This is a genomic window from Pectobacterium carotovorum (assembly GCA_016415585.1).
Taxonomy (GTDB): Bacteria; Pseudomonadota; Gammaproteobacteria; order Enterobacterales; family Enterobacteriaceae; genus Pectobacterium; species Pectobacterium carotovorum_K.
The window spans coordinates 2168259-2189213 of the sequence record CP066552.1 but is presented as its reverse complement, the minus strand read 5'-3'; the positions used below and the strand labels follow the sequence as shown (position 1 = coordinate 2189213).

General features: G+C 54.0%; 17 protein-coding genes and 2 tRNA genes. 6 read left to right on the top strand and 13 right to left on the bottom strand.

Annotated features, from left to right (window positions below; translation table 11 throughout):
- Positions 1-4: 4 nt before the first annotated feature.
- Positions 5-640 carry a riboflavin synthase subunit alpha gene (locus JFY74_09715; protein QQG30267.1) on the bottom strand — a complete coding sequence of 212 codons (636 nt, stop codon included), beginning with the start codon at positions 638-640 and terminating at the stop codon, positions 5-7.
- A gap of 242 nt (positions 641-882) precedes the next feature.
- Between JFY74_09715 and JFY74_09710 the strand changes: the two genes are divergently transcribed.
- Both JFY74_09710 and JFY74_09705 read left to right on the top strand, forming a co-directional pair.
- Positions 883-2256, top strand: coding sequence for an MATE family efflux transporter (locus JFY74_09710; protein QQG30266.1), 1374 nt, complete (start codon positions 883-885; stop codon positions 2254-2256).
- A 355-nt stretch (positions 2257-2611) separates the two neighbouring features.
- Positions 2612-2688, top strand: a tRNA-Val gene (locus tag JFY74_09705).
- A gap of 210 nt (positions 2689-2898) precedes the next feature.
- On the opposite strand, the gene uca is transcribed toward JFY74_09705, so the two are convergent.
- The 8 genes from uca to JFY74_09665 form a co-directional block, all read right to left on the bottom strand.
- Positions 2899-6504, bottom strand: coding sequence for an urea carboxylase (gene uca / locus JFY74_09700; GenBank protein ID QQG30265.1), 3606 nt, complete (start codon positions 6502-6504; stop codon positions 2899-2901).
- 108 nt (positions 6505-6612) lie between these two features.
- Positions 6613-6756 (bottom strand): hypothetical protein, encoded by a 144-nt coding sequence (locus JFY74_09695; protein QQG30264.1) that lies wholly within the window; start codon positions 6754-6756, stop codon positions 6613-6615.
- Entirely contained in the window at positions 6747-7382 is a 636-nt protein-coding gene (locus tag JFY74_09690; GenBank protein QQG30263.1) for an urea carboxylase-associated family protein, read from the bottom strand. The genes JFY74_09695 and JFY74_09690 overlap by 10 nt, the downstream gene beginning before the upstream one ends.
- Positions 7383-7393: 11 nt before the next feature.
- A complete protein-coding gene (locus tag JFY74_09685; GenBank protein QQG30262.1) occupies positions 7394-8140 on the bottom strand; it encodes an urea carboxylase-associated family protein in 747 nt (248 codons plus the stop codon).
- A gap of 13 nt (positions 8141-8153) precedes the next feature.
- Positions 8154-8945, bottom strand: a complete 792-nt coding sequence (locus JFY74_09680; protein QQG30261.1) for an ABC transporter ATP-binding protein — start codon at positions 8943-8945, stop codon at positions 8154-8156.
- Positions 8942-9757, bottom strand: a complete 816-nt coding sequence (locus JFY74_09675) for an ABC transporter permease subunit (protein QQG30260.1) — start codon at positions 9755-9757, stop codon at positions 8942-8944. Before JFY74_09675 ends, JFY74_09680 begins: the two co-directional genes overlap by 4 nt.
- Before the next feature lie 22 nt (positions 9758-9779).
- Entirely contained in the window at positions 9780-10838 is a 1059-nt protein-coding gene (locus tag JFY74_09670; GenBank protein ID QQG30259.1) for an ABC transporter substrate-binding protein, read from the bottom strand.
- A 366-nt stretch (positions 10839-11204) separates the two neighbouring features.
- Positions 11205-11618 (bottom strand): MarR family transcriptional regulator, encoded by a 414-nt coding sequence (locus JFY74_09665; GenBank protein ID QQG30258.1) that lies wholly within the window; start codon positions 11616-11618, stop codon positions 11205-11207.
- 81 nt (positions 11619-11699) lie between these two features.
- Between JFY74_09665 and JFY74_09660 the strand changes: the two genes are divergently transcribed.
- The gene (locus JFY74_09660; protein ID QQG30257.1) at positions 11700-11963 is read left to right on the top strand and encodes a DUF3861 domain-containing protein; all 264 of its coding nucleotides are present in this window, start codon (positions 11700-11702) and stop codon (positions 11961-11963) included.
- Between the two features lie 72 nt (positions 11964-12035).
- On the opposite strand, the gene katG is transcribed toward JFY74_09660, so the two are convergent.
- Positions 12036-14210, bottom strand: a complete 2175-nt coding sequence (katG, locus tag JFY74_09655) for a catalase/peroxidase HPI (GenBank protein ID QQG30256.1) — start codon at positions 14208-14210, stop codon at positions 12036-12038.
- Positions 14211-14653: 443 nt separating this feature from the next.
- Positions 14654-15919: a metallophosphoesterase gene (locus tag JFY74_09650; protein QQG30255.1), complete on the bottom strand. Its 1266-nt coding sequence runs from the start codon at positions 15917-15919 to the stop codon at positions 14654-14656.
- Between the two features lie 79 nt (positions 15920-15998).
- On the opposite strand from JFY74_09650, the gene JFY74_09645 reads away from it, so the two are divergent.
- Complete coding sequence (locus tag JFY74_09645; protein ID QQG30254.1) at positions 15999-16772, top strand: DeoR/GlpR transcriptional regulator; 774 nt, start codon at positions 15999-16001, stop codon at positions 16770-16772.
- Between the two features lie 33 nt (positions 16773-16805).
- Here the strand turns inward: JFY74_09645 and JFY74_09640 are convergent, their stop codons facing one another.
- Entirely contained in the window at positions 16806-17597 is a 792-nt protein-coding gene (locus tag JFY74_09640) for a Cof-type HAD-IIB family hydrolase (protein ID QQG30253.1), read from the bottom strand.
- A 528-nt stretch (positions 17598-18125) separates the two neighbouring features.
- Entirely contained in the window at positions 18126-18440 is a 315-nt protein-coding gene (locus JFY74_09635; GenBank protein ID QQG30252.1) for a multidrug efflux SMR transporter, read from the bottom strand.
- Between the two features lie 478 nt (positions 18441-18918).
- Here JFY74_09635 and JFY74_09630 point away from each other — a divergent pair, with 478 nt between their 5' ends.
- Together JFY74_09630 and JFY74_09625 are read left to right on the top strand one after the other, a co-directional pair.
- Positions 18919-20214: a cation:dicarboxylase symporter family transporter gene (locus JFY74_09630; protein ID QQG30251.1), complete on the top strand. Its 1296-nt coding sequence runs from the start codon at positions 18919-18921 to the stop codon at positions 20212-20214.
- A gap of 245 nt (positions 20215-20459) precedes the next feature.
- Positions 20460-20536 (top strand) — tRNA-Val (locus JFY74_09625).
- Positions 20537-20955 lie beyond the last annotated feature (419 nt).

Here is a 20955-nt window from a genome sequence, read left to right as displayed (position 1 = left end):
GGAATTACTCTTCGTTGGCGAGTTCGCTCGCCTGCTTGCTAGCCAACACGCGCTCGACGGTATCCACCACGGCCTGTGTCTGCGGGTCGATTTCAATATTGATGCGATTCCTCAGACGTTTCTGCCCCAGCGTGGTACGGTTCAGCGTTTCTGGAATTAAATGCACGCAGAAGCGCCCGCGGGTGACTTCCCCCACCGTCAGGCTGATGCCATCAATTCCAACAAAGCCTTTATGCAACACGTATTTCATCAGCGCTTCATCAGCTAGGCGGAACCAAATCTGATGGTTATTCTCTGAAACCTGAATCTTAACCACTTCCGCCGTACACATGATGTGGCCCGACATAACGTGTCCACCGATCTCATCACCGAATTTCGCGGCCCGCTCAATATTGACGACATCGCCTTCATGAATATCGCCCAGATTCGTTAATCGCAGCGTTTCCTTCATGAGATCAAAACTGACACGATCGCCGTCAATGGCGGTTACCGTCAGGCAGCAGCCATTGTGCGCCACCGATGCACCGGGCACGAGCCCAGGAAGCAGCTCGGGTGGGAGTTGGACAATGTGCGTGCGAAAGTTGGATTTTTCTTCAATCGACACCACCGGCGCGGTGCCCTGAACAATACCGGTAAACATGCGGTTTGCCTCTTAAAAACAAAGAAATGACTCTGTGCAGTGTGCCCGATATTTCACGGAAAACCAAACCGGAATGCCATATACCACATTGCTATCGAAACTGTAGCGTAACAAAAAGAATATATTCTCTTCCATGCTGGTTTACTTTCGTTAAGCCGTTACAATAACGCTCTCTTTATCCCGATCTGTTTTTCATATCTGAATTATTAATTCCGCAGTCAAATCATTCAAGGAAGGTATCCGTGCAACAGTATCTGACAGAAGCGCGTAAATTATCGGCGCTTGCTGTTCCTGTCATTATTGCGCAAGTGTCCCAAACGTCGATGGGTGTGGTTGACACCATCATGGCCGGTGCTTATAGCGCCACCGATATGGCCGCTGTCGCGGTGGGAACCTCAATCTGGCTCCCCGCCATTCTTTTTGGTCATGGCCTGCTACTGGCGTTAACGCCCGTTGTCGCACAGCTCAACGGTTCCGGCCGTCGCGAGCGTATTTCTCATCAGGTGCGACAATCTTTTTTCCTCGCTGCCATCATTTCGGTGCTGACGATGCTGGTGCTGTATCAGGGGGAATACGCGATTAACCTGATGAGCGACGGTTCGCCTGAACTGGCTGCGAAAGCCATCGGCTATCTGCACGCGTTGCTGTGGGGCGTGCCCGGCTATCTGTTCTATCAGGTTTTGCGCTGCCAGTGTGAAGGGCTGTCCAAAACCTACCCCGGCATGATGATTGGATTCATCGGGCTATTAATCAACATCCCGATTAACTACATATTCATCCACGGTAAATTTGGTATGCCCGAACTGGGCGGAGTTGGTTGCGGCGTCGCCACCGCGTCGGTTTACTGGATCATGATGCTGCTGATGATGCTCTATACCCGACGTGCCTCCTGGCTACGCGATATCCGTCTTCATCGCCCGGCATTCCGGCCAGATTTTGCCGTGCTGAAGCGCCTGTTTGGCCTCGGTTTACCCATCGCGCTAGCGCTGCTTTTTGAAGTCACGCTGTTTGCCGTGGTTGCCCTACTGGTGTTACCACTGGGTGTTGTCGATGTCGCAGGTCACCAAATTGCCCTGAACTTCAGTTCGCTGATGTTCGTCCTTCCGCTCTCGGTGGGCGTCGCTACCACCATTCGCGTCGGACATCGATTAGGGGAAGGTTCGGTTGAGAACGCCCGCATTGCCGCGCACACGGGTATCATGGCTGGCGTAGCGTTAGCCTGCTGCACGGCAATCTTCACCACGTTGCTGCGTGAACCCATTGCCCTGCTCTACAATCAGGACCCGCTCGTGGTGGCGATGGCCTCTCAACTCATGCTATTGGCTGCCGTTTATCAAATTTCCGATGCCGTTCAGGTCATCGGCACCGGCGTATTGCGCGGCTATAAAGATACCCGTTCAATTTTCTATATTACCTTTGTCGCCTATTGGGTATTGGGATTACCGAGCGGTTACCTGCTGGCGTTGACCGATGTCATCGTGCCACGCATGGGGCCTGCGGGCTTCTGGTGTGGTTTTATCATTGGCCTGACGGCGGCAGCGGTGATGATGGTAACGCGAATTCGTTTTCTTCAGCGTCAACCCGCCGCACGAATTTTAGCGCGCGCCGCCCGCTAGATAACGTTTCATCCAGTTTTATACCCTAAATAATTCGAGTTGCGTGACAAAACGTTAGCGTTTTGAACAACGCAAAGCGTTGGCCCTTTAGGGCAAGGCCCATTTATGAGCCTTGTAACGCAGCAACCGAACGAATCCCCAGGAGCTTACTCAAGTAAGTGACTGGGGTGAGTAAGGGCAGCCAACGCACAAGCAGCTTGAAGAATTACGGGTAACGTCGAAAAAAACGACGAAATGGATACAACCCCAGCAATCACACTGGCAAGAGCACAAAATTGCATTTTTCCTCTTGCCAGTTTTCCCCTTGCTCGCTACTATTCGCCTCGCTGTCAGACAGGCAGCACGGTATCTCAATGCGTTCATAGCTCAGTTGGTTAGAGCACCACCTTGACATGGTGGGGGTCGTTGGTTCGAGTCCAATTGAACGCACCATTCCTTATTTTGCCCTTCAAATTCATTCTTCTTTGTTGTCCTTTATACCCGATTAGTACTGCCATTATCAGGGTAGCTAGCATCTTATATCAGCCAATTAGCACCGCGTCTGTATTAACAGGCCAGAGGCTATTTATTCCTCCAGCCTGCATTTTCAGAATCGTTGATTCGCCAATCACCTCATTGTTAAGTCTATACAACAAGGCACTGTTATTCCGCCTGCGCCTCGATCACCACCACGCACTGCCCTGCACGAACGGACGCGCCGGGCTGGCAGCGAATCTCCCGCACCGTGCCGTGCTGCGGCGACACAATCGGGATTTCCATTTTCATGGATTCGAGAATCATCAGCGTTTCCCCCTCTGCCACCGTTTTGCCGACTTCCGTCGTCACCTGCCAGAGATTGCCGGAAATCGAGCTTTCAACGCCAACCTGTCCCGGCAGGATCGGTGCTTCGCTCGCCTCTTCAATCACCACGTCCACGCTATCCGTTACCGATTGACCGGCAATACGCCAGCGCTCACGCTCTGCCTCAAACGCCGCCCGCTGACGCACGCGGAATGCTTCAATTTCTTCCGCTTCCCGCGACAGGAAATCCTGATAGGCGTTTAACGCCAATTCACTTTGCTCGATCCGTAGCGGGTAGCGCCCTAGCGGGAAATCCCGTCGAATGGATAACAATTCGTCAGCCGATACCGGATAGAAGCGAATTTGGTCAAAGAAGCGCAGCAGCCACGGTTTGCCGTCAAATGCGCCAACGCCGCGATAGCGATCCCACATTTGCAGCGTGCGTCCGACAAACTGGTAACCGCCCGGCCCTTCCATGCCGTAAACGCACAGGTAAGCGCCGCCGATGCCCACTGAGTTTTCCGCCGTCCAGGTACGCGCCGGGTTATATTTGGTGGTGACTAAACGGTGGCGCGGATCCAGCGGCGTTGCCACCGGTGCGCCGAGGTAAACGTCGCCCAACCCCATCACCAGATAGCTGGCGTCAAAGACGGTACGGTAAACCTCATCAAGATTATCCAGTTCGTTAATACGGCGGATAAACTCAAGGTTGCTCGGGCACCAGGGCGCATCGCTGCGTACCGTGGTCATGTATTTTTGAATCGCCAACTGGCAAGCGGGATCGTCCCAAGACAGCGGCAGATAAACCACTCGTGAGGGCACCGTCAGATTTTGCTGGGTGCAAACGTCCTGCCATAGCGTGGAAAGCATATCCAACAAATGCTGTAACGAAAGTACTTCAGGGCGATAGTGCACCTGCAACGAACGAATGCCCGGCGTCACATCAATAATGCCATCGAGCGTCTGTTTCTCCAGCGCCAGCATCAGCGCATGGATGCGGAAACGTAGCGCGACATCCAGCTCCGCCGCGCCCACTTCCAACAGCAAATGGGTATCACCGGACAGCCGTGCAACCAGCCGCTTGTCCGCCTCACCGCTATCCAACTCCACCGGAGAAATCAGCCCGGCAGGCGACCAGTCGACAGCGATCGGGGCAAGCTGTTCCACCTCCGCATGACGTGCCTGCGCCAGTGCGCGCGCTGTCGGGAGATCGACAGGAATAAAGCGCACACGGTCGCCCGCAGTAAGCTGCCCCAGCGCCCACAGGTCAGCTTCGATTATCGTTACCGGACAGACGAATCCACCGAGACTCGGGCCATCCGGCCCCAGAATAACTGGCATATCGCCGGTGAAATCCACCGCGCCAATGGCATACGGGTTGTCGTGAATATTCGAAGGATGCAGCCCGGCTTCTCCACCGCTATCACGAACCCACTCTGGTTTCGGCCCAATCAGGCGCACACCCGTGCGGCTGGAGTTAAAATGCACTTCCCACTCGGTGGTGAGGAACGTTTCCATATAGGCAGGCGTGAAATAATCCGGTGCTGCATGCGGGCCGTAAATCACACGTAGTTCACGCACCGTAGACAATGTGGTGCGCAACGCATCCGGCAGGCAATCGCCGGTGCGTCTGTCCGTCAGCGGCGCAAGGTGCAAGACGTCACCCGCCCGCAGCGCCCTGCCCGCATGGCCGCCAAATTGCCCCAGCGTGAAGGTGCTTTTACTGCCGAGATAATCCGGCACATCGAACCCGCCACGTAGGCAAAGATAGCTGCGTACTCCATGCGCATTCGCCGCACCTAACCGCAGCGTAGCACCCGCCGGTATCGCAAATACGCTATCCATCGGCACAGATTGACCATCCAGTTCGATAGCCATAGCCGCACCAGTAACCGCTGCCACAGCGTCCGTATTAAAACGCAGTGTCGGCCCGTTCATCGTGACTTCCAGCGCCGCCATTCCCGCCGGATTCCCCACCAGACGGTTGCCTAAACGCAGCGCGCGATCGTCCATCGGACCCGACGGCGGCACACCGACCGCCCAGTAGCCGAGACGCCCGGGATAATCCTGTACGGTGGTCTGCGTGCCAGCACTCACCACTTCGCAAGTTGTCGCATTGTAGACCAACGTATCCAGACAGCGTGTCCACGGCTGACCGCTGGCAAACGGCTCTGCCGCCAAAATCTGACGCAAATAGTCACGGTTGTGTTCAACGCCATAGAGTCGCGTGTCCGCCAGCGCTCGATCCAATCCGACTATCGCCTGCTCGCGGGTCGGCGCGCAGGCGATGATCTTAGCCAGCATCGGGTCGAAAAACGGGGGAATCTCGCACCCGGCCGTCACCCACGTATCGATGCGCAGGCTCTGTCCTTCTGACTCGGGAAACACGACTTCCGTCAATAATCCCGGTGACGGCTGGAACTGCTTGCCCGGATCTTCAGCATACAGACGCGCCTGAATCGCATGACCCTGAGGGTTCAGTCCGGCTGCCAACTCATGCAGCGGTGGCAGATCGCCTGCGGCCAGTTCGATCATCCAGCGCACCAGATCCACACCCCAGACCTGTTCCGTTACGCCGTGCTCGACCTGTAGGCGCGTATTGACTTCAAGAAAGTAAAAACGGTCCGTCACGCTGTCATACACGAATTCCACCGTTCCGGCACTGCGGTAATTCACCGCCTGTGCCAGACTGATTGCCGCAGCACACAGCGCATCGGCAACGCCATCTGGCAGATTGGGCGCGGGCGTTTCTTCAATCACTTTCTGGTTACGGCGCTGTACCGAACAGTCCCGAACCCCCAGCGCCAACACGTCGCCCTGCCCGTCACCAAAAATCTGTACCTCCAGATGCCGGGCGCGTTCGATATACTTTTCGATGAAAACGCCTGCGTCGCTGAAGTTGTTCTGTCCCAAACGCTTTACCGTTTCAAACGCGTCAGACAGTTCTGTGGTGCTATAGCAGACGCGCATCCCGATTCCACCGCCACCCGCCGTGCTTTTAAGCATGACCGGATAGCCGATCGCTTCCGCCGCCCGAAGGGCTGCATCAATATTTTCCAGCAGCTCGGTGCCTTCCAGCAGCGGCACGTTGTGCTGCTTCGCCAACGCGCGCGCCGTATGTTTTAAGCCGAATACCCGTAGCTGCTGCGGCGTCGGCCCAACAAAGGCAATCTGTGCCGCTTCGCAGGCTTCGGCAAACGCCGCATTCTCGGACAGAAAACCATAGCCGGGATGAATCGCTTGTGCGCCGCTGCGCTGCGCCGCAGAGAGAATTTTTTCTACATCCAGATAGGTATGAGCCGCCGCGCCCTCTCCCAGACTAAGGGCTTCATCGGCGTCCTGAATATGCAGGCTACTGATATCGGCATCAGAATAAACCGCGACGCCACGGACGTTCATCTCTCGCAACGAACGTAGAATACGGCACGCAATCGCGCCACGGTTGGCAATCAGAAGTTTGTCGAACATACGCTAGACTCATGCAAGAGCGGGTCGTCCCGCCAAAATGCGATCCGCATGATGGTCGTCCATCGCGGTAAATGTCATAGGGTGCAGAGACCTGCTACCACGCTGGAATCACGGGGTTTTATCAGACGGAGAGCGGCTCGACGGCGGCATAAAATAGCGATTTGCCCTTGCCTCCAGCGCGCTCACCAGCCACGTTTTCACCCGCTGCCAGCGCGTACGTTTTTCATCGCCTCGATCCGGCATCAGTTCCATATCAGCACCTCAGCGGGCGTCGGATTCCAGCCGTTGCACGGGTTATTCAGCTGCGGACAGTTGGAAATCAGCACAATGACATCCGCTTCGGCGCGCAGCTCCACGTATTTCCCCGGCGCGGAAATACCGTCCTCAAAGGTCAGTCCGCCTTCCGCCGTCACCGGCACGTTCATGAAGAAGTTGATGTTCGCGCCGATGTCCTTTTTGTTCAGGCGACCATCGTGCAGGCAGGCGCAGAGAAAGTTGTCGCGGCAGCTATGCATGTAGCGCCGATCAAGCGCATAGCGCACGGTGTTGCTTTCCTGTGCACAGGCTCCGCCCAGCGTGTCATGGCGACCGCAGGTGTCGGCGACAATCGTCAGCAGCGGATTGCCAAGATTGGAGTACAGCACGCTGCCCGTCGTCAGGTAGACGCTATTCTGGCGGTGCAGCGTACGTTGTGGATCGTAGCGTTCACGCGGATCATTGACGCGATAAAACAGCGTATCCACCGCCTGATTGCCTTCCAGATCCAGCAGTCGCAGCGTCTGCCCCTGCTTCACCTCAAACAGATAGGGTTCTCCGGCAGGAATCACATGGCGGAATACCGCGTCCTCGGCCGTTTTATTGCTGGCAATTAATGTCATGTCCGGCCTCCTTACAGGCAAAAGCGTTCGGTATTGTGAAACGCGCGTGCATTTTCCTCACGGAACGCACGGCAGTACGCAGCGACATCCTCGCCTTCCGCCCGACTCCATGTGAGCGCAATCGGGCGCGGCGCATAGGTCGGGTTAGGATCCATCGGGTGTTGCAAGGCGGTCAGCACCACCAGCGTATCCATCGGCGCATACAGCTCGATGTAGTTTCCCGCCTGAGAATGATTAGTATGAAAATGGAATTGCCCTTGCGCATCCACGGTGATTTTGCTGAACAGGTTGATGGTCATCAGCAGATCTTGCAGATTGAGATTCCATTTCCCCATCTCGACCAGCAGGTTATCCATGCCATTACGGAAAAAACCGTTGCGCAATTCCTGATAACGCCCCTGCCCGTATTTCTCCTGCACTTCCTGCGCATTGAGCACGCCGCCGAAGCTGTCGTGCCAGCCGCAGGTGTCGGTAATGATTGCCGCCAGCACGCGTCCCATATCGGAATAGAGACAGTGCCCAGCCGTTAATTTGGCGGTATGTTGCCCTTTCAGGGTATCCGGCAGGTTCAGGCGTTCGCTGGGCTGGTGCGCGTTAAACAGCAGCAGGCCAACATTGCCGCCGCCTTCCACATCTTCGATACGCAGAATCTGTCCACGCTTGAGAATGAAAGAGGTATGTCCTCCGCCCGGCACGATTTCTTCATCAAACGTTGTTCGGCCTGTCGATGTGTTTGTCGATGTCTGTATCGCTGTCATAACCGAAAGCTCCTCAAATAGGGGATGTCGCCGCGCTGACTACAGGAGGCACTAGCGTCAGCGCACGCTGGCGCGTAGCGAGACGCTCCTGATTAAGCGGGATGTCATAGGTAATACGTGCGCCATAGGCTTCCGGCGCATGCGGGTCGACTCGCACTTTGTCGAACACCAGCAAACGCGTGCCGAGATGGAAACCTTCCGGCAAATCGTGGGTGACCATAAAGACCGTTAAGCGGGTTTCTCGCCACAGCTCCAGCAGCAGCGTGTGCATATCGCCGCGAATACCTGGGTCCAGCGCCCCAAAGGGTTCATCGAGCAGCAGGATGCGCGGCTGGACAATAAACGCCTGCGCAATCGCAAGCCGTTGCTGCATGCCGCCAGAAAGTTGGTTGGGGTATTTGTGCATGGAATGTCCCAGCCCGACGCGCTCCAGCATCCGCGCGGCATTGTCTCGCGCCGCCTGTTTGCGCTGTCCAAACAACCTGCCGAGCCAAGGGGAACGCGGGATCTCCAGCCCAATCACCACGTTTTCCAGCACGGTCAAATGTGGGAAAACCGAATACCGCTGAAACACCACACCGCGACTGGCATCCGGTTCAGCGGGCAGCCGCTTCCCTTCGAGCCGCACTTCACCGCGGCTGGGCGTTTCTTGCCCCAGCAGCAGGCGCAGAAAGGTGGATTTACCGCAGCCGGATGCCCCAACCATCGTGCAAAACTCCCCTTCCTCAACGTTCAGGTTGAGCCGTTCCAGCACGACGTGGTCGCCGTATTCCTGCCAGATATTATCGATCTCGATAAAACTCATGCTTTGCTTTCCTCTGACCACGGGAACCAGCGACGATGCAGCCACCGCAGCGCCATATCCATGAGCCATGCCAGCAGCGTGATCCACACGACGTAAGGCAGAATCACATCCATCGCCAGATAGCGGCGTACCAAAAAGATGCGGTAGCCCAACCCTGCCGTTGCCGAAATCGCTTCGGCAGAAATCAGGAACAGCCACGCCGCGCCCAGCAGCAGCCGCAGTGAAATCAACAGCCGCGACAGTAGCTGCGGCAGGATGACCCGCAGCACCACGACCCAACTGTTCGCCCCCAGCGTCTGCGCTTTAATCAACGTTTCCTGCGGTATGTTGCGAGCGCGCTGTTCGAGGTCGCGCGCCAGCATCGGCGTAACCCCAATCACGATCAGCATCACTTTCGAGAGTTCATCCAGCCCGAAAACGATGAAGAGAATGGGCAAAATCGCCAGCGGCGGGATCATCGACAGTACGGTCATCAGCGGCGAGAGTGACGCGCGAAACAGCGGGAAAGCCCCGGCCGCAATCCCGAACAGCAGGCTCAACAGGCTGGCGATCCCCAGCCCCAGCGCGAGACGCACCAGACTGGCCTGCGTATCCAGCCAGAACAGGTAATCGCCGCTGCGTTTGTCCTCGGTCAGTGCCATGCGCTGAATCGCCTCGGCCATTTGCCCGAGGCTCGGCAGAAGTTTGTCATTGGGGTTAGCCTCCAGCCGCAATGCCGACCCGATGAGGTACAGCACCAGCAGCACGACAAACGGCAGCAGGACCAGCAACAGCCGTCCGCCGCGGCTGGGGTAGCGATTGATCAAGCGCACGATAGTCTCTCCAGTTTGCGGGTCAGAGTTTGTTCTCTGCGGCCAGGCGCACGAAGGTGTCGTCAAAGCGCAGTTTCACATTGGCGCTGTCACCCTGTGTGATCTGTCCGGGGAACGTCATACCGATAAAATCTGCGCTCTGTGCGCCAGTGCCGAGTAGCCCTTTGTCGAAGGAGAAATCCGCGACGCGCTTCATGGTGTTAGGGAGATCCGGGCTGGTCAGAAACGCCAGATTGTCCTGTGGGGAATAAAACAGATGGGTGGTTTTTAACTGCGCCTGATAGCCCGCTAAATCGGTGCCAGAGGCGGCAGCCATTGACTCCAACGCGGGTTTATCGCCTGCCTTCATCAGCGTCATCATTTCAAACCAGGCACCGGCCAGCGCTTTGCCCAACGCCGGATTGTCCTGTAACGTTTGGGTATTCACGACCATCATGTCGATCAGTTCGCCGGGGATCTGCCCGGACTGAAAGACTTCCGTGGTGTCCGGCTGGCTTTTGATTGCAGAAAGCTGGGGGTTCCAGGCGACGGCAGCCTGCACGCTGCGGGTGGCAAAGGCGGCGACAATATCGGCATCCGACGTGTTGACGACCGTGACATCCCGCTCACGCAATCCGGCCTTTTCCAGACCGCGTACCAGCAGGTAATGCGAGACAGAGAGTTCAGGCAGGTTAACCTTCATCCCACGCAAATCGCTCAGCGTTTTCCCTTTGCCTTTGAGCACGATGCCATCGTTGCCTGCGGAGAAACTGCCGAGCAACAGCGCCGTGGTATCCACACCGCCCGCAGCCGGAATCGTCAGGGCATCCATGTTGGTCATCGTGCAACCGTCAAATTGCCCGGCGGTATATTGATTGATCGACTCGACGTAGTCATTAAGCTGCGTGACCTTAATCTTGATGCCGTACTTGTCGGCCCATTTATCGATAATGCCTTGCGTGCCGATGAATCCCCACGGCATCCATCCGGCATAGATCGTCCAGCACACGTTGAATTGCGTTTTAGGCGCAGCCTGAGAAGGGAAGCTCAGCAACGCTGAGAGACTGAGGACGCAAACGCCCAGTAAACGAGATAGGTTCATGCCAGACCTCCGGTTGAGTAGGAAAAAAGCGGGAACAGCGCGACACCATGGGTGTTGCTGTCTCCCGGGCTTTTGTCCCGCCGTGTAACCTCAACTGGAGGTCGCCAGCTCTCGGACCAGACATCCATAGGGTATGGATCGGAACCCTAGCCAGCTATTCAGGTTGTTCAGCGCCATGCGTGGTGCTGTCCCGAATAGAGAAAAGCAAAATACGTGCCAGTACCGAAAAGCCCAGTACTGCTGTCGTTTCTATAGATAATCTATGGAGAATGATGTGGGGAAGCACACCGCTATCGCGCGATCTCGGTGCAGTAGCACAGCAAATGCGCTTCACGGCAGTGCAGAGCGCATTGCCGGATGCAGAACTTAGTGTGCAGAACGGCTCGCCGCCATTTTTTCCAACAGCGCACTAAACGTGGCTTGTTCATCAGGGGATAACGCCTGAAGCATCTGCGCCTCAATCTGCTTTTCCTGATGCAGAAAAACCTGTGTAAACGCGACACCCTTATCGGACAAACTGAGCCACACGCTGCGGCCGTCATCCGGGTTATCGATCTTGCGGACATAATCACGTTTGACCAGCTCCGCGACCATGCGGGTGATCTGAGCCTTATCCCGACAGACCCTTTTCGCCAGTGACTGAGGCGTAATGCGCCCTTCCATCGCGATGATCTTACATAAGCGGACATGCACCACATCCAGGCTGATGTCATGCGCCTTCATCTGTTCCTGCATCTGTGCCTTATAGCTTTCTAATAAGGCAAAAAGGGGTTTCATCATACTTTATTGACTCAGTCAACCAATGATCATATAGTTGATTTTATCAACTATCCATCACGAGTTCAATTTACCGAGGTCACAATGGGAAACGTCTATCAGATTACGGTGGAAGAAAAAGCCGAGCCGCAGCGTACGCTGTCGTTTGAATACTCAATTCACGATGATTTGTTCAAAATTCTGGAAAAAGTCGATGGCAAAATGGACATGACGCCGGAACAGACTCAGGCCTTTATTGTGGGGTTGAAGCTATTTAGTGAAGTGATGATGCAGAATAGAAAGCACCCGCTGTTTAAGGAATTCGCCGCCCCGTTCAGAGAATTTATGCTTAATCTCAAGAAGCAGTGATCTGCACAGGGTCGCGCAGCAAAAATGATGCTCCCCGCGCCGTGAAAACACCGGCGTGGGGAGCGTAACGTCTTACTCTGCCAGATCGAAGCGATCCGCATTCATCACTTTCACCCAGGCTGCGACAAAGTCATTCACAAACTTCTCTTTGCTGTCGTCCTGTGCGTAAACCTCAGCGTAGGCGCGCAGAATGGAATTGGAGCCAAAGACCAGATCCAGACGCGTCGCGGTCCATTTGACTTCACCCGTTTTACGATCGCGGATTTCATACAGGTCTTTACGGTACGGCTTCCACGTGTATTTCATATCGGTCAGGTTGACAAAGAAATCATTCGTCAGCGCTCCTTCACGATTCGTAAATACGCCGTGTTTGGTGCCACCGTAGTTGGTCCCCAGAACACGCAGGCCGCCAACCAGCACGGTCATCTCTTTCGCCGTCAGCCCCATCAGTTGGGTACGATCGAGCATCAGCTCTTCCACGCTCACGGCATAGTCTTTCTTCAGCCAGTTACGGTAGCCATCGTGAATAGGTTCAAGGACGTCAAAAGACTCTGCATCGGTCAGGGCATCGGTGGTGTCGCCACGTCCCGGTGCAAAAGGCACGGTTACCTGCACACCAGCCGCTTTCGCCGCTTTCTCAATCCCCACATTACCCGCCAGCACAATGGTATCGGCCACGCTGGCGCCCGTTGCGGCGGCAATACTTTCCAGAACGACTAACACACGCGCCAGACGTTCAGGTTCGTTCCCTACCCAGTCTTTCTGCGGGGCAAGGCGAATACGCGCGCCGTTGGCACCGCCGCGCATATCAGAACCACGGAATGTACGGGCGCTATCCCAGGCGGTTGCGACCAGTTCACTGATGGAAAGGCTACTTTCTGCAATGCGTGCTTTGACAACATCAACATCATAGTCGGTACGGCCAGCCGGAACCGGATCCTGCCACAGTAAATCTTCCTGCGGCACATCTGGCCCGATGTAACGCGCTTTTGGCCCCATATCGCGGTGCGTCAGTTTGAACCACGCACGGGCAAACACTTCGGAGAAGTAGGCCTGATCCTGATAGAAACGCTCGGAAATCTTGCGATATTCCGGGTCAACTTTCAGCGCCATGTCGGCATCGGTCATCATCGGGTTGTAGCGGATAGACGGGTCTTCAACATCAACCGGCTTGTCTTCTTCTTTAATGCTGACGGGTTCCCACTGCGATGCACCGGCTGGGCTCTTTCTCAGTTCCCATTCGTGATTCAACAGCATGTGGAAGAAACCGTTATCCCATTGCGTCGGATGCGTGGTCCAGGCACCTTCCAGCCCGCTGGTGACGGTATAGCGCCCTTTGCCCGATCCCGTTGGGTTATGCCAGCCGAGACCTTGCTCTTCCACATCCGCACTTTCTGGTGCCGCACCCAGCAGGCTGGCATCGCCATTACCGTGAGTTTTACCCACCGTGTGCCCGCCCGCCGTCAGCGCAACGGTTTCTTCATCATTCATAGCCATACGGGAGAACGTCACGCGCATATCCTGAGCGGTACGCAGCGGATCGGGATTGCCATCAACGCCTTCTGGGTTAACGTAAATCAGCCCCATCTGTACGGCCGCCAGCGGATTTTCCAGCGAGGTGCGATCGTCGCTGCCATAACGTCCTGTGCTCTTCGCCAGCCACTCTTTTTCCGAGCCCCAGTAGGTATCTTTTTCCGGGTGCCAGATGTCTTCACGACCAAAGGCGAAGCCAAATGTTTTCAGCCCCATGGATTCATACGCGATATTGCCCGCCAGAATAATCAGATCCGCCCAGCTGAGCTTATTGCCATATTTTCTTTTGATGGGCCACAGTAAACGGCGCGCTTTATCGAGGCTGACGTTATCCGGCCAGGAGTTAAGCGGCGCGAAGCGCTGGTTACCGGTTCCGCCACCGCCGCGACCGTCGGTCGTACGGTAGGAGCCCGCCGAGTGCCAGGCCATACGAATCATCAGGCCGCCATAGTGACCCCAGTCCGCTGGCCACCACTCCTGGCTATCGGTCATCAGTGCGTGCAGATCTTTTTTGAGGGCATCGACATCAAGGGTTTTGAGGGCGTCGCGGTAGCTGAAATCGCTGCCTAACGGGTTGGTCTTGGTATCATGCTGATGAAGAATGTCGAGATTGAGGGCATTTGGCCACCAGTCGGTGTTTGATGAGCCAGTAGAAGTATTTCCGCCGTGCATAACCGGACACTTGCCGGCTGGTTTCGTTTTATTCTCGTCCATCGTTATCTCCCAGTATGTTGCATTGCCTTAATCGCTGCGCAAGAAGGTGGGGTCGTTCTCCGATAGCCTTGCCTTATGGCAGCGGATCACGTCATCGATTCCTTCTTCTTGATGCAAGACAGTGCCAGAGTCTCCCTATAATTTATAATTGTATATGCTAACTTCTGCGATAGCTTAACCTGATGAAAAGCGGCTCAATCGCACATTTTTCCTATCTGCATCAATAATCTCGCCGATAGAACAGCTTGCGATAATGAGCCTGCTTGTCATGTGTGGTGCTAATCGTTTAAGGATCGAGATACCGGGGGCGACCACGGTGTGAGGTATCCCTGCGGGAGCCTCATCATCGTGTTTCCCCCTAAATCCATGCTTAAGTGACCGGTATTAACTTGTAATAGAGGCGTTTTCAGAGAACTCGCGGGGATTTCGCTCCTCCCAAAAAACTATAGCGACGGCGAACGGAGTATGAACTGAGTAATTTCGGCTCGTTTCCCTAAGCGGATCGGAAAACCGTTCCACAGGCCCGCGCCATTGCTCACGTACAGATGCATGCCATCCACGTCATAGCTGCCGGACACATAGCCTTCATTCGCCAGTTGCGTCACCCAATGCATACCCAGTACTTGGCCGCCATGCGTATGGCCAGAGAGTTGTAAATCCGCTCCGGCACGCGCATTCTCTTTCGCCCCCGTTGGCCGATGGCTGAGCAGAACGACAGCGGTATCTGGCGAAATCCCGCTGAGCGCAGCAGCAGTATCCGGCAGCAGTTGTTGAAAATCAGCGGCGGTGCGATCGGTGATCCCTGCCAGCACAAACGCAGCATTATCGCGACCAATCGACACATTTTCATTGAGCAACATACGTAAGCCCAGCGCATTCAGTCGCTGCACCCACTGCGTATATTCCACGTAATATTCATGGTTGCCCACGATGGCAAACACGCCGTGTGGCGCGGTCAGGTTACGCAGCGGTTCCATATCATCGTGACGGGCACTGACGGTGCCGTCGGCCAGATCGCCAGTAATCACCGTCAGATCGGGCTTAAGCGCGTTGGTTTTTGCCACCACCGCCTCCATCCAGGGGCGCTGTAACAGGCGGCTGGCATGTAAATCCGTTAACTGCACCAGTCGGAAACCATCCAATGCAGGCGGCAGTTGCTTCAGCTCAACTTCAACCGTGCGGACTTCCGGAACACGCACGGCTTCCCAAACGCCAATCGCCGCCAGCCCCATCGCCACAACGGCCATTCCACCACGCAGCACCATATTGTTCAGCAGAATCTGTCCAACCGAACGGGATAACAGACGCCCTACGATGCCGAGCAGATCGACGGCCAACAGCAGGAACGCAGATATCAGCAGCGCGCCAAACGCCCATCCCAGAAACATCAGGACAAACGCGGGCACTTCCGGCGACGCCATCGTGCCAAAAAAGGTGCGCGTAATCAGATGATGCTGCGAAGCCAGCAGCACTAACACCGCCAGCATGCGCTTTACGGGCACACCGACACGCAAGCGCCAGACCAGACGCCAGATAACATAGAGGGCGATGAGCCCGGTAATGACATGAAACACGGCTATTTTTCTCTCTTTATCAGTGATGTCTGTATATTGACGCGTAAATTTTACACCATGACGCACACATTGCAGATCAACGCGGTAGAGGTGTTGTGTTGCCACAAGGTGCAGATTAACATGGCGCAATTCCATGCTGTACACATCATTGACCAGAATGAAGCCTGCTCGCTGGCGGCAGGTTGTGCATCATCTTGATTAACCAAGGACATTTATGTTCGATTACACCGACTTTCCCGAGCAACGGCAATCCAAAATCAGGCAAATCCTCAGCGAGGAAGGCAAAGTCGTCTGCGCCCAGCTCTCACGTGAATTGAACGTATCCGAGCACACCATACGGCGTGATCTGAAGGAACTGGCGCAATCCGGTGCCTGCAAGCGCGTCTACGGCGGTGCGGTCAGTATGCCGCCAGAGGTGATTGATTTTGCCAGCCGAGCCACTATCGATGCCGCCCAGAAAGATCGCATTGCTCAGGCCGTCATCCCGCTGATAAAGCCCAACAGCTGCGTCTTCTTTGACACCGGCACCACCAATTTGGCGGTGGCGAAACAGATCCCGGCTGGCCTGAAGTTTACCGCCGTGTGTAATTCGCCCATTATCGCGGCAGAGCTGATGCAGTATCCGGAGGTAGAAGTGATTTTTCTTGGCGGAAGGATTCAAAAAGAGGTCGGCGGCGCGATTGGCATCGATACGCTCAGGCAGCTAGAGAAGATGTATTTCGATCAATGCCTGTTAGGAGGCTGTGCCTTTGATGCCAATGAAGGCCTGACCGTTTTTGAATATGACGATGCCGAATTCAAAAAATGTCTGGTGACCCGCAGCAGCGAAGTGATCGTTGCTCTGACCGCCAATAAGATCTCCGCACTAACGCGCTATCGTGTAGCGGCATGTGATGAAATCACAACGCTGGTAACCGATGATGAAATCTCTCCTGCCTGCCAGAGCGTATTAAGTGAAAAAAATCTCGATGTGATTATTGCCCGATAATGCGACAGTAGCCCTAGCGGCTGCCGGCTCACTTCATGAAAGCAGCAGCTTTATCGTTCTCAATACCCCATCGTCGTCATTGCTGCGGGCAATAAAATTCGCCGCAGCTTTGGTTTCCTCAAACGCATTGCGCATCGCAAAGCTATAAGCCGCACGGCTCATTAGCTCAATATCATTGTAACCATCGCCGAACACCATTGTTTCATCGGGTGTAATCGCCAATTTATCCTGAAGGATTTCGACGGTGTGTCCTTTATGTACGCCAACGTTGGCAATATCGATCCAGGACGCTTCGGAAACCACGATATAAACATGGTCGTGAAACGCATCAAGGTACTTCGCCGTCTCGTGACAGTGCCCTTCTGGGTCATAAACCGTGATTTTCACAAAGTCATCGGTCACGGCAGCAAAACTGGATATCAGCGTCACGTTGGTGTACGACTTTTTCACCTTTTCCAGTAAGGCTGGGCTAATCGTTTCCTTCACCATCGCACCATGTGGGGTACAACCGATGACCACATGCCGATCGTCTACGCTTTCCAGCACGCCAATCAGGCTCAAGGCAAGACGGTTTTTGATGAGCGACTGGTAAACGTAATTTCCCTGATGCTTGATGCGCGTCGCGCTGTCGCCCAGAATCCAGATATCTTTCGCTGCATCGCCAAAAAGCGCCTCAACCCGCTCGCACTGTTTGCCTGTGCAGACAGCAAACCGCACATCCTTCTCTTTCATTAGCGCATAAACGTCGGCAAACAAGGCTCTGTTGTAGTCGCCATCGCTGTGAAGAAACGTGCCGTCCAGATCGGTAATTACCAACTTGATCATTCCACTCCCCTTTCAGATTGTACGTACACAGATAGCCGCGAGTCAGGCCGTCACCTGCCTGAACCAAGAGATATCGCCTTTGTGCGGTGTGTTAGATGACTGACGTGATGATTAACCGCCAATGCTCGATTTAGCTCGATAACGTAGTGAACTCACTAAAATGAGCATAACACGGACAAAAATAATCAATTTTCGTCAATTTTATTGAAATATTACGCGAGAACAAGCATAGCATTTATTGACAATACGCAACAAGAAGCAAAATCAATCAATAATGAGCAATAAAGGGAAAGAGAGAAAAGCAGTGGCAGAGTCGCGGTAAAGATGGCTCCGCCACACGCCAGAGGTTCACATAAAGATACGTCTGACGTTCAAACGCAATGCGTTATTCAAAAACTATACCCTAAATAATTCGAGTTGCGTGAAGGCGGCAACCGCGCGAATCCCCAGGAGCTTACTCAGGTAAGTGACTGGGGTGAGTAAGGGCAGCCAACGCACAAGCAGCTTGAAGTATGACGGGTATATACGTTATGAAGATAGCTTCATCATGACCAAGCCGCTGACGATCAACAGCGCAGCAATAATCCTCATCGCATTTGCGGGTTCATTCAGGAAGACCAATCCCACCACAAATGCCCCCACCGCACCAATTCCCGTCCAGATAGTGTAGGCCGTGCCCAGAGGGAGAGATTTCATCGCCATGGATAACAGCGCAAAGCTGATAATCATGGCAACAATCGTGACAGCTGATGCGCCTATTTTCGTGAAGCCATCAGACAGCTTCATGCTGTAAGACCAGACAATTTCAAATAGACCGGCGAGCGCTAATAGAAACCAGGCCATACCCAGTTCTCCTTAAACAGTGAATGTGGGTCGTCCCGTGAATCCTTTTCGCGTCAGAGGTCGTCCCCTGCCAGGATGATATGCCGCGATACGATAACGTTGCGCTATCAGGGAGTAAAGCCAGTACGTTCTTTGCGTCCCAGCGGTGTTCTCTTCACTTTAGAAAGAGAAGTGTCAGAACCATTATGCGGTTCGCAACACTTAAATATCCAACCGAGATCATGTTATTCACATTTCATTAAACCCCACCGTTGACAACGCTGCAGCTACGCCATATTCATATGTACGGACAAGTAAAAATGTCCGTACATATAAGAATATAACATTGGCTACAAAACACGACTTCTGAGGCAGGTTGTCTTGTTAGAAATCAAAAAAATCTTGTTAGTTCATGTCGTTAGAGACATTCACTGCATGATAGCGAGTTTTGCTGGTTCAGCCTTTATCCGTACTGTTTAACCTACAAGAGATCAACACTATGTCGACAAAAACACCTGTCTGGAAAGGTCTGACATTTCAGGTTCTGGCGGCGATGGCACTGGGTATCGCCCTCGGTTTTGCCGCGCCGGAATTGGCAGCAAAGTTTAAAATACTCGGTGACATCTTTCTGAAACTCATCAAGACCGCCGTCGCGCCACTCATCTTTTTCACGGTGGTACATGGCATCGCATCCGCTGGGGATATTAAGAAAGTGGGAAAAATCGGCGTGCGCGCGCTGATCTATTTTGAACTGGTTTCTACATTCGCCCTCGCTCTCGGCCTCGGCTGGGCAAATCTCATTGATATCGGTTCAGGCATTCACGCCGGGAATATCAGCCAAACGGCCACCGCCGCCGTTGACTCTGCAATAGCAAAAGGCCACATGCCTACAACCACAATGGATTTTATCTACGGCATTTTCCCCGATAACTTCATTGGAGCCTTCGCTGGCGGGCAGCTCTTACAAGTGCTGGTGATCTCACTGATTTTTGGTTTCGCTTTGCTTGCTCTTCCCCATGAAAAACGCAGCGTGATTGAAAATGGCATGAACCGCATATCGGAATGCTTCTTCGAGTTCATCAATTTAATCATGAAATTAGCCCCGATTGGTGCATTCGGTTCCGTCGCATATGCCGTGGGAAGTAACGGCAGTAGCGTGCTGCTATCTCTGCTGAATCTGGTGTTAATGTTTTATGCCGCTGTCGCATTTTTCATCATCGTTATCCTGGGTAGCATCTGTCGATTTGCAGGCTTCAGCCTCACCCGCTTTCTTAAATACATCCGCGATGAGATCGTGATTGTGCTGGGCACGGCCTCGTCCGAAAGTGCGCTACCTCAGCTGCTGCAGAAATTAGAGCGTTTCGGTTGTTCACGGCAGAGCGTAGGGCTGATTCTCCCGACAGGCTATGAATTTAATCTCGACGGAACGAGTATTTACATGTCGATGTGTACGCTGTTTATCGCCAATGCCTATGGTGTAGACCTGAGCTGGCAGCAGCAAATGGGCATTTTACTCATCATGCTGGTGACCTCAAAAGGAGCCGCGGCCGTCTCTGGCGGCAGCTTCGTGGTATTCGCCGCAACGGTGGCAACGGTGGGTAACCTGCCGATAGAAGGACTAGCGTTAATTTTCGGTGTCTATCGCTTTATGTCTATGGCGATCGCGTTATGCAACACCATCGGAAACAGCGTGGCCACTATCGTGGTAGCAAAATGGTGTGGGGAATATTCACCTCAGCCAGACAATACGCAAGAAAGCACGCACCTTGCTCAGGAAACCCGCCCTGCGAGCTAATATCCAGCCAGCAGCAGGCAGAAACTGAGGATTACAGACATCAGCCATGACGATCCAGCGGCGTTCTGGCTGAATAATTAACCTCAAGACACGAATTCGGCTAAACATTCGACACTTGAAAGAGGATGATAAACAAAGCGCTTGCCACCAACGTCAGAGCCGTCCATAATAGCGCCCATTCCAAACGCTGGAATGAAGAAAAGCATTCTAATCAAAACGTTATTGATTAAGATGTTATCTCCTGTACGACCGTAGCTCAGTTGGTTAGAGCACCACCTTGACATGGTGGGGGTCGGTGGTTCGAGTCCACTCGGTCGTACCAATTCATGTTCTGCAATATTACCCTACGCCCGTAGGTTAATGAATGTGAATTGAAATTTCCCTTACTCGTATCCTGTTAAATTCATCAAAACTCATTCGAATTTAGTGTACTTACCCCTATTTTAAGCCCGAACTCAGCTCTGAATCCTAATCAGGAATGACAATGCTGCGACCGATACATGGGCGAGTATGCCAAGCGTGGCTGCGCACATTTCCCAGCAATCGGACACGTATCGCCCTGCCCCGTCCAGCCAGTAAGAGCTTAAGACCATCGGCAAACAGGGTCTTGACCTCATCAGACTGCTGGGCACATCCACACACACGCAGCCACTTCCACGCTCACGATACCGGGTGGAGGCTTCTTTGGCGATGTGCATACGATTGGCCTGTGCCTTGTGCCCCTCATTTCAAACACCTTTT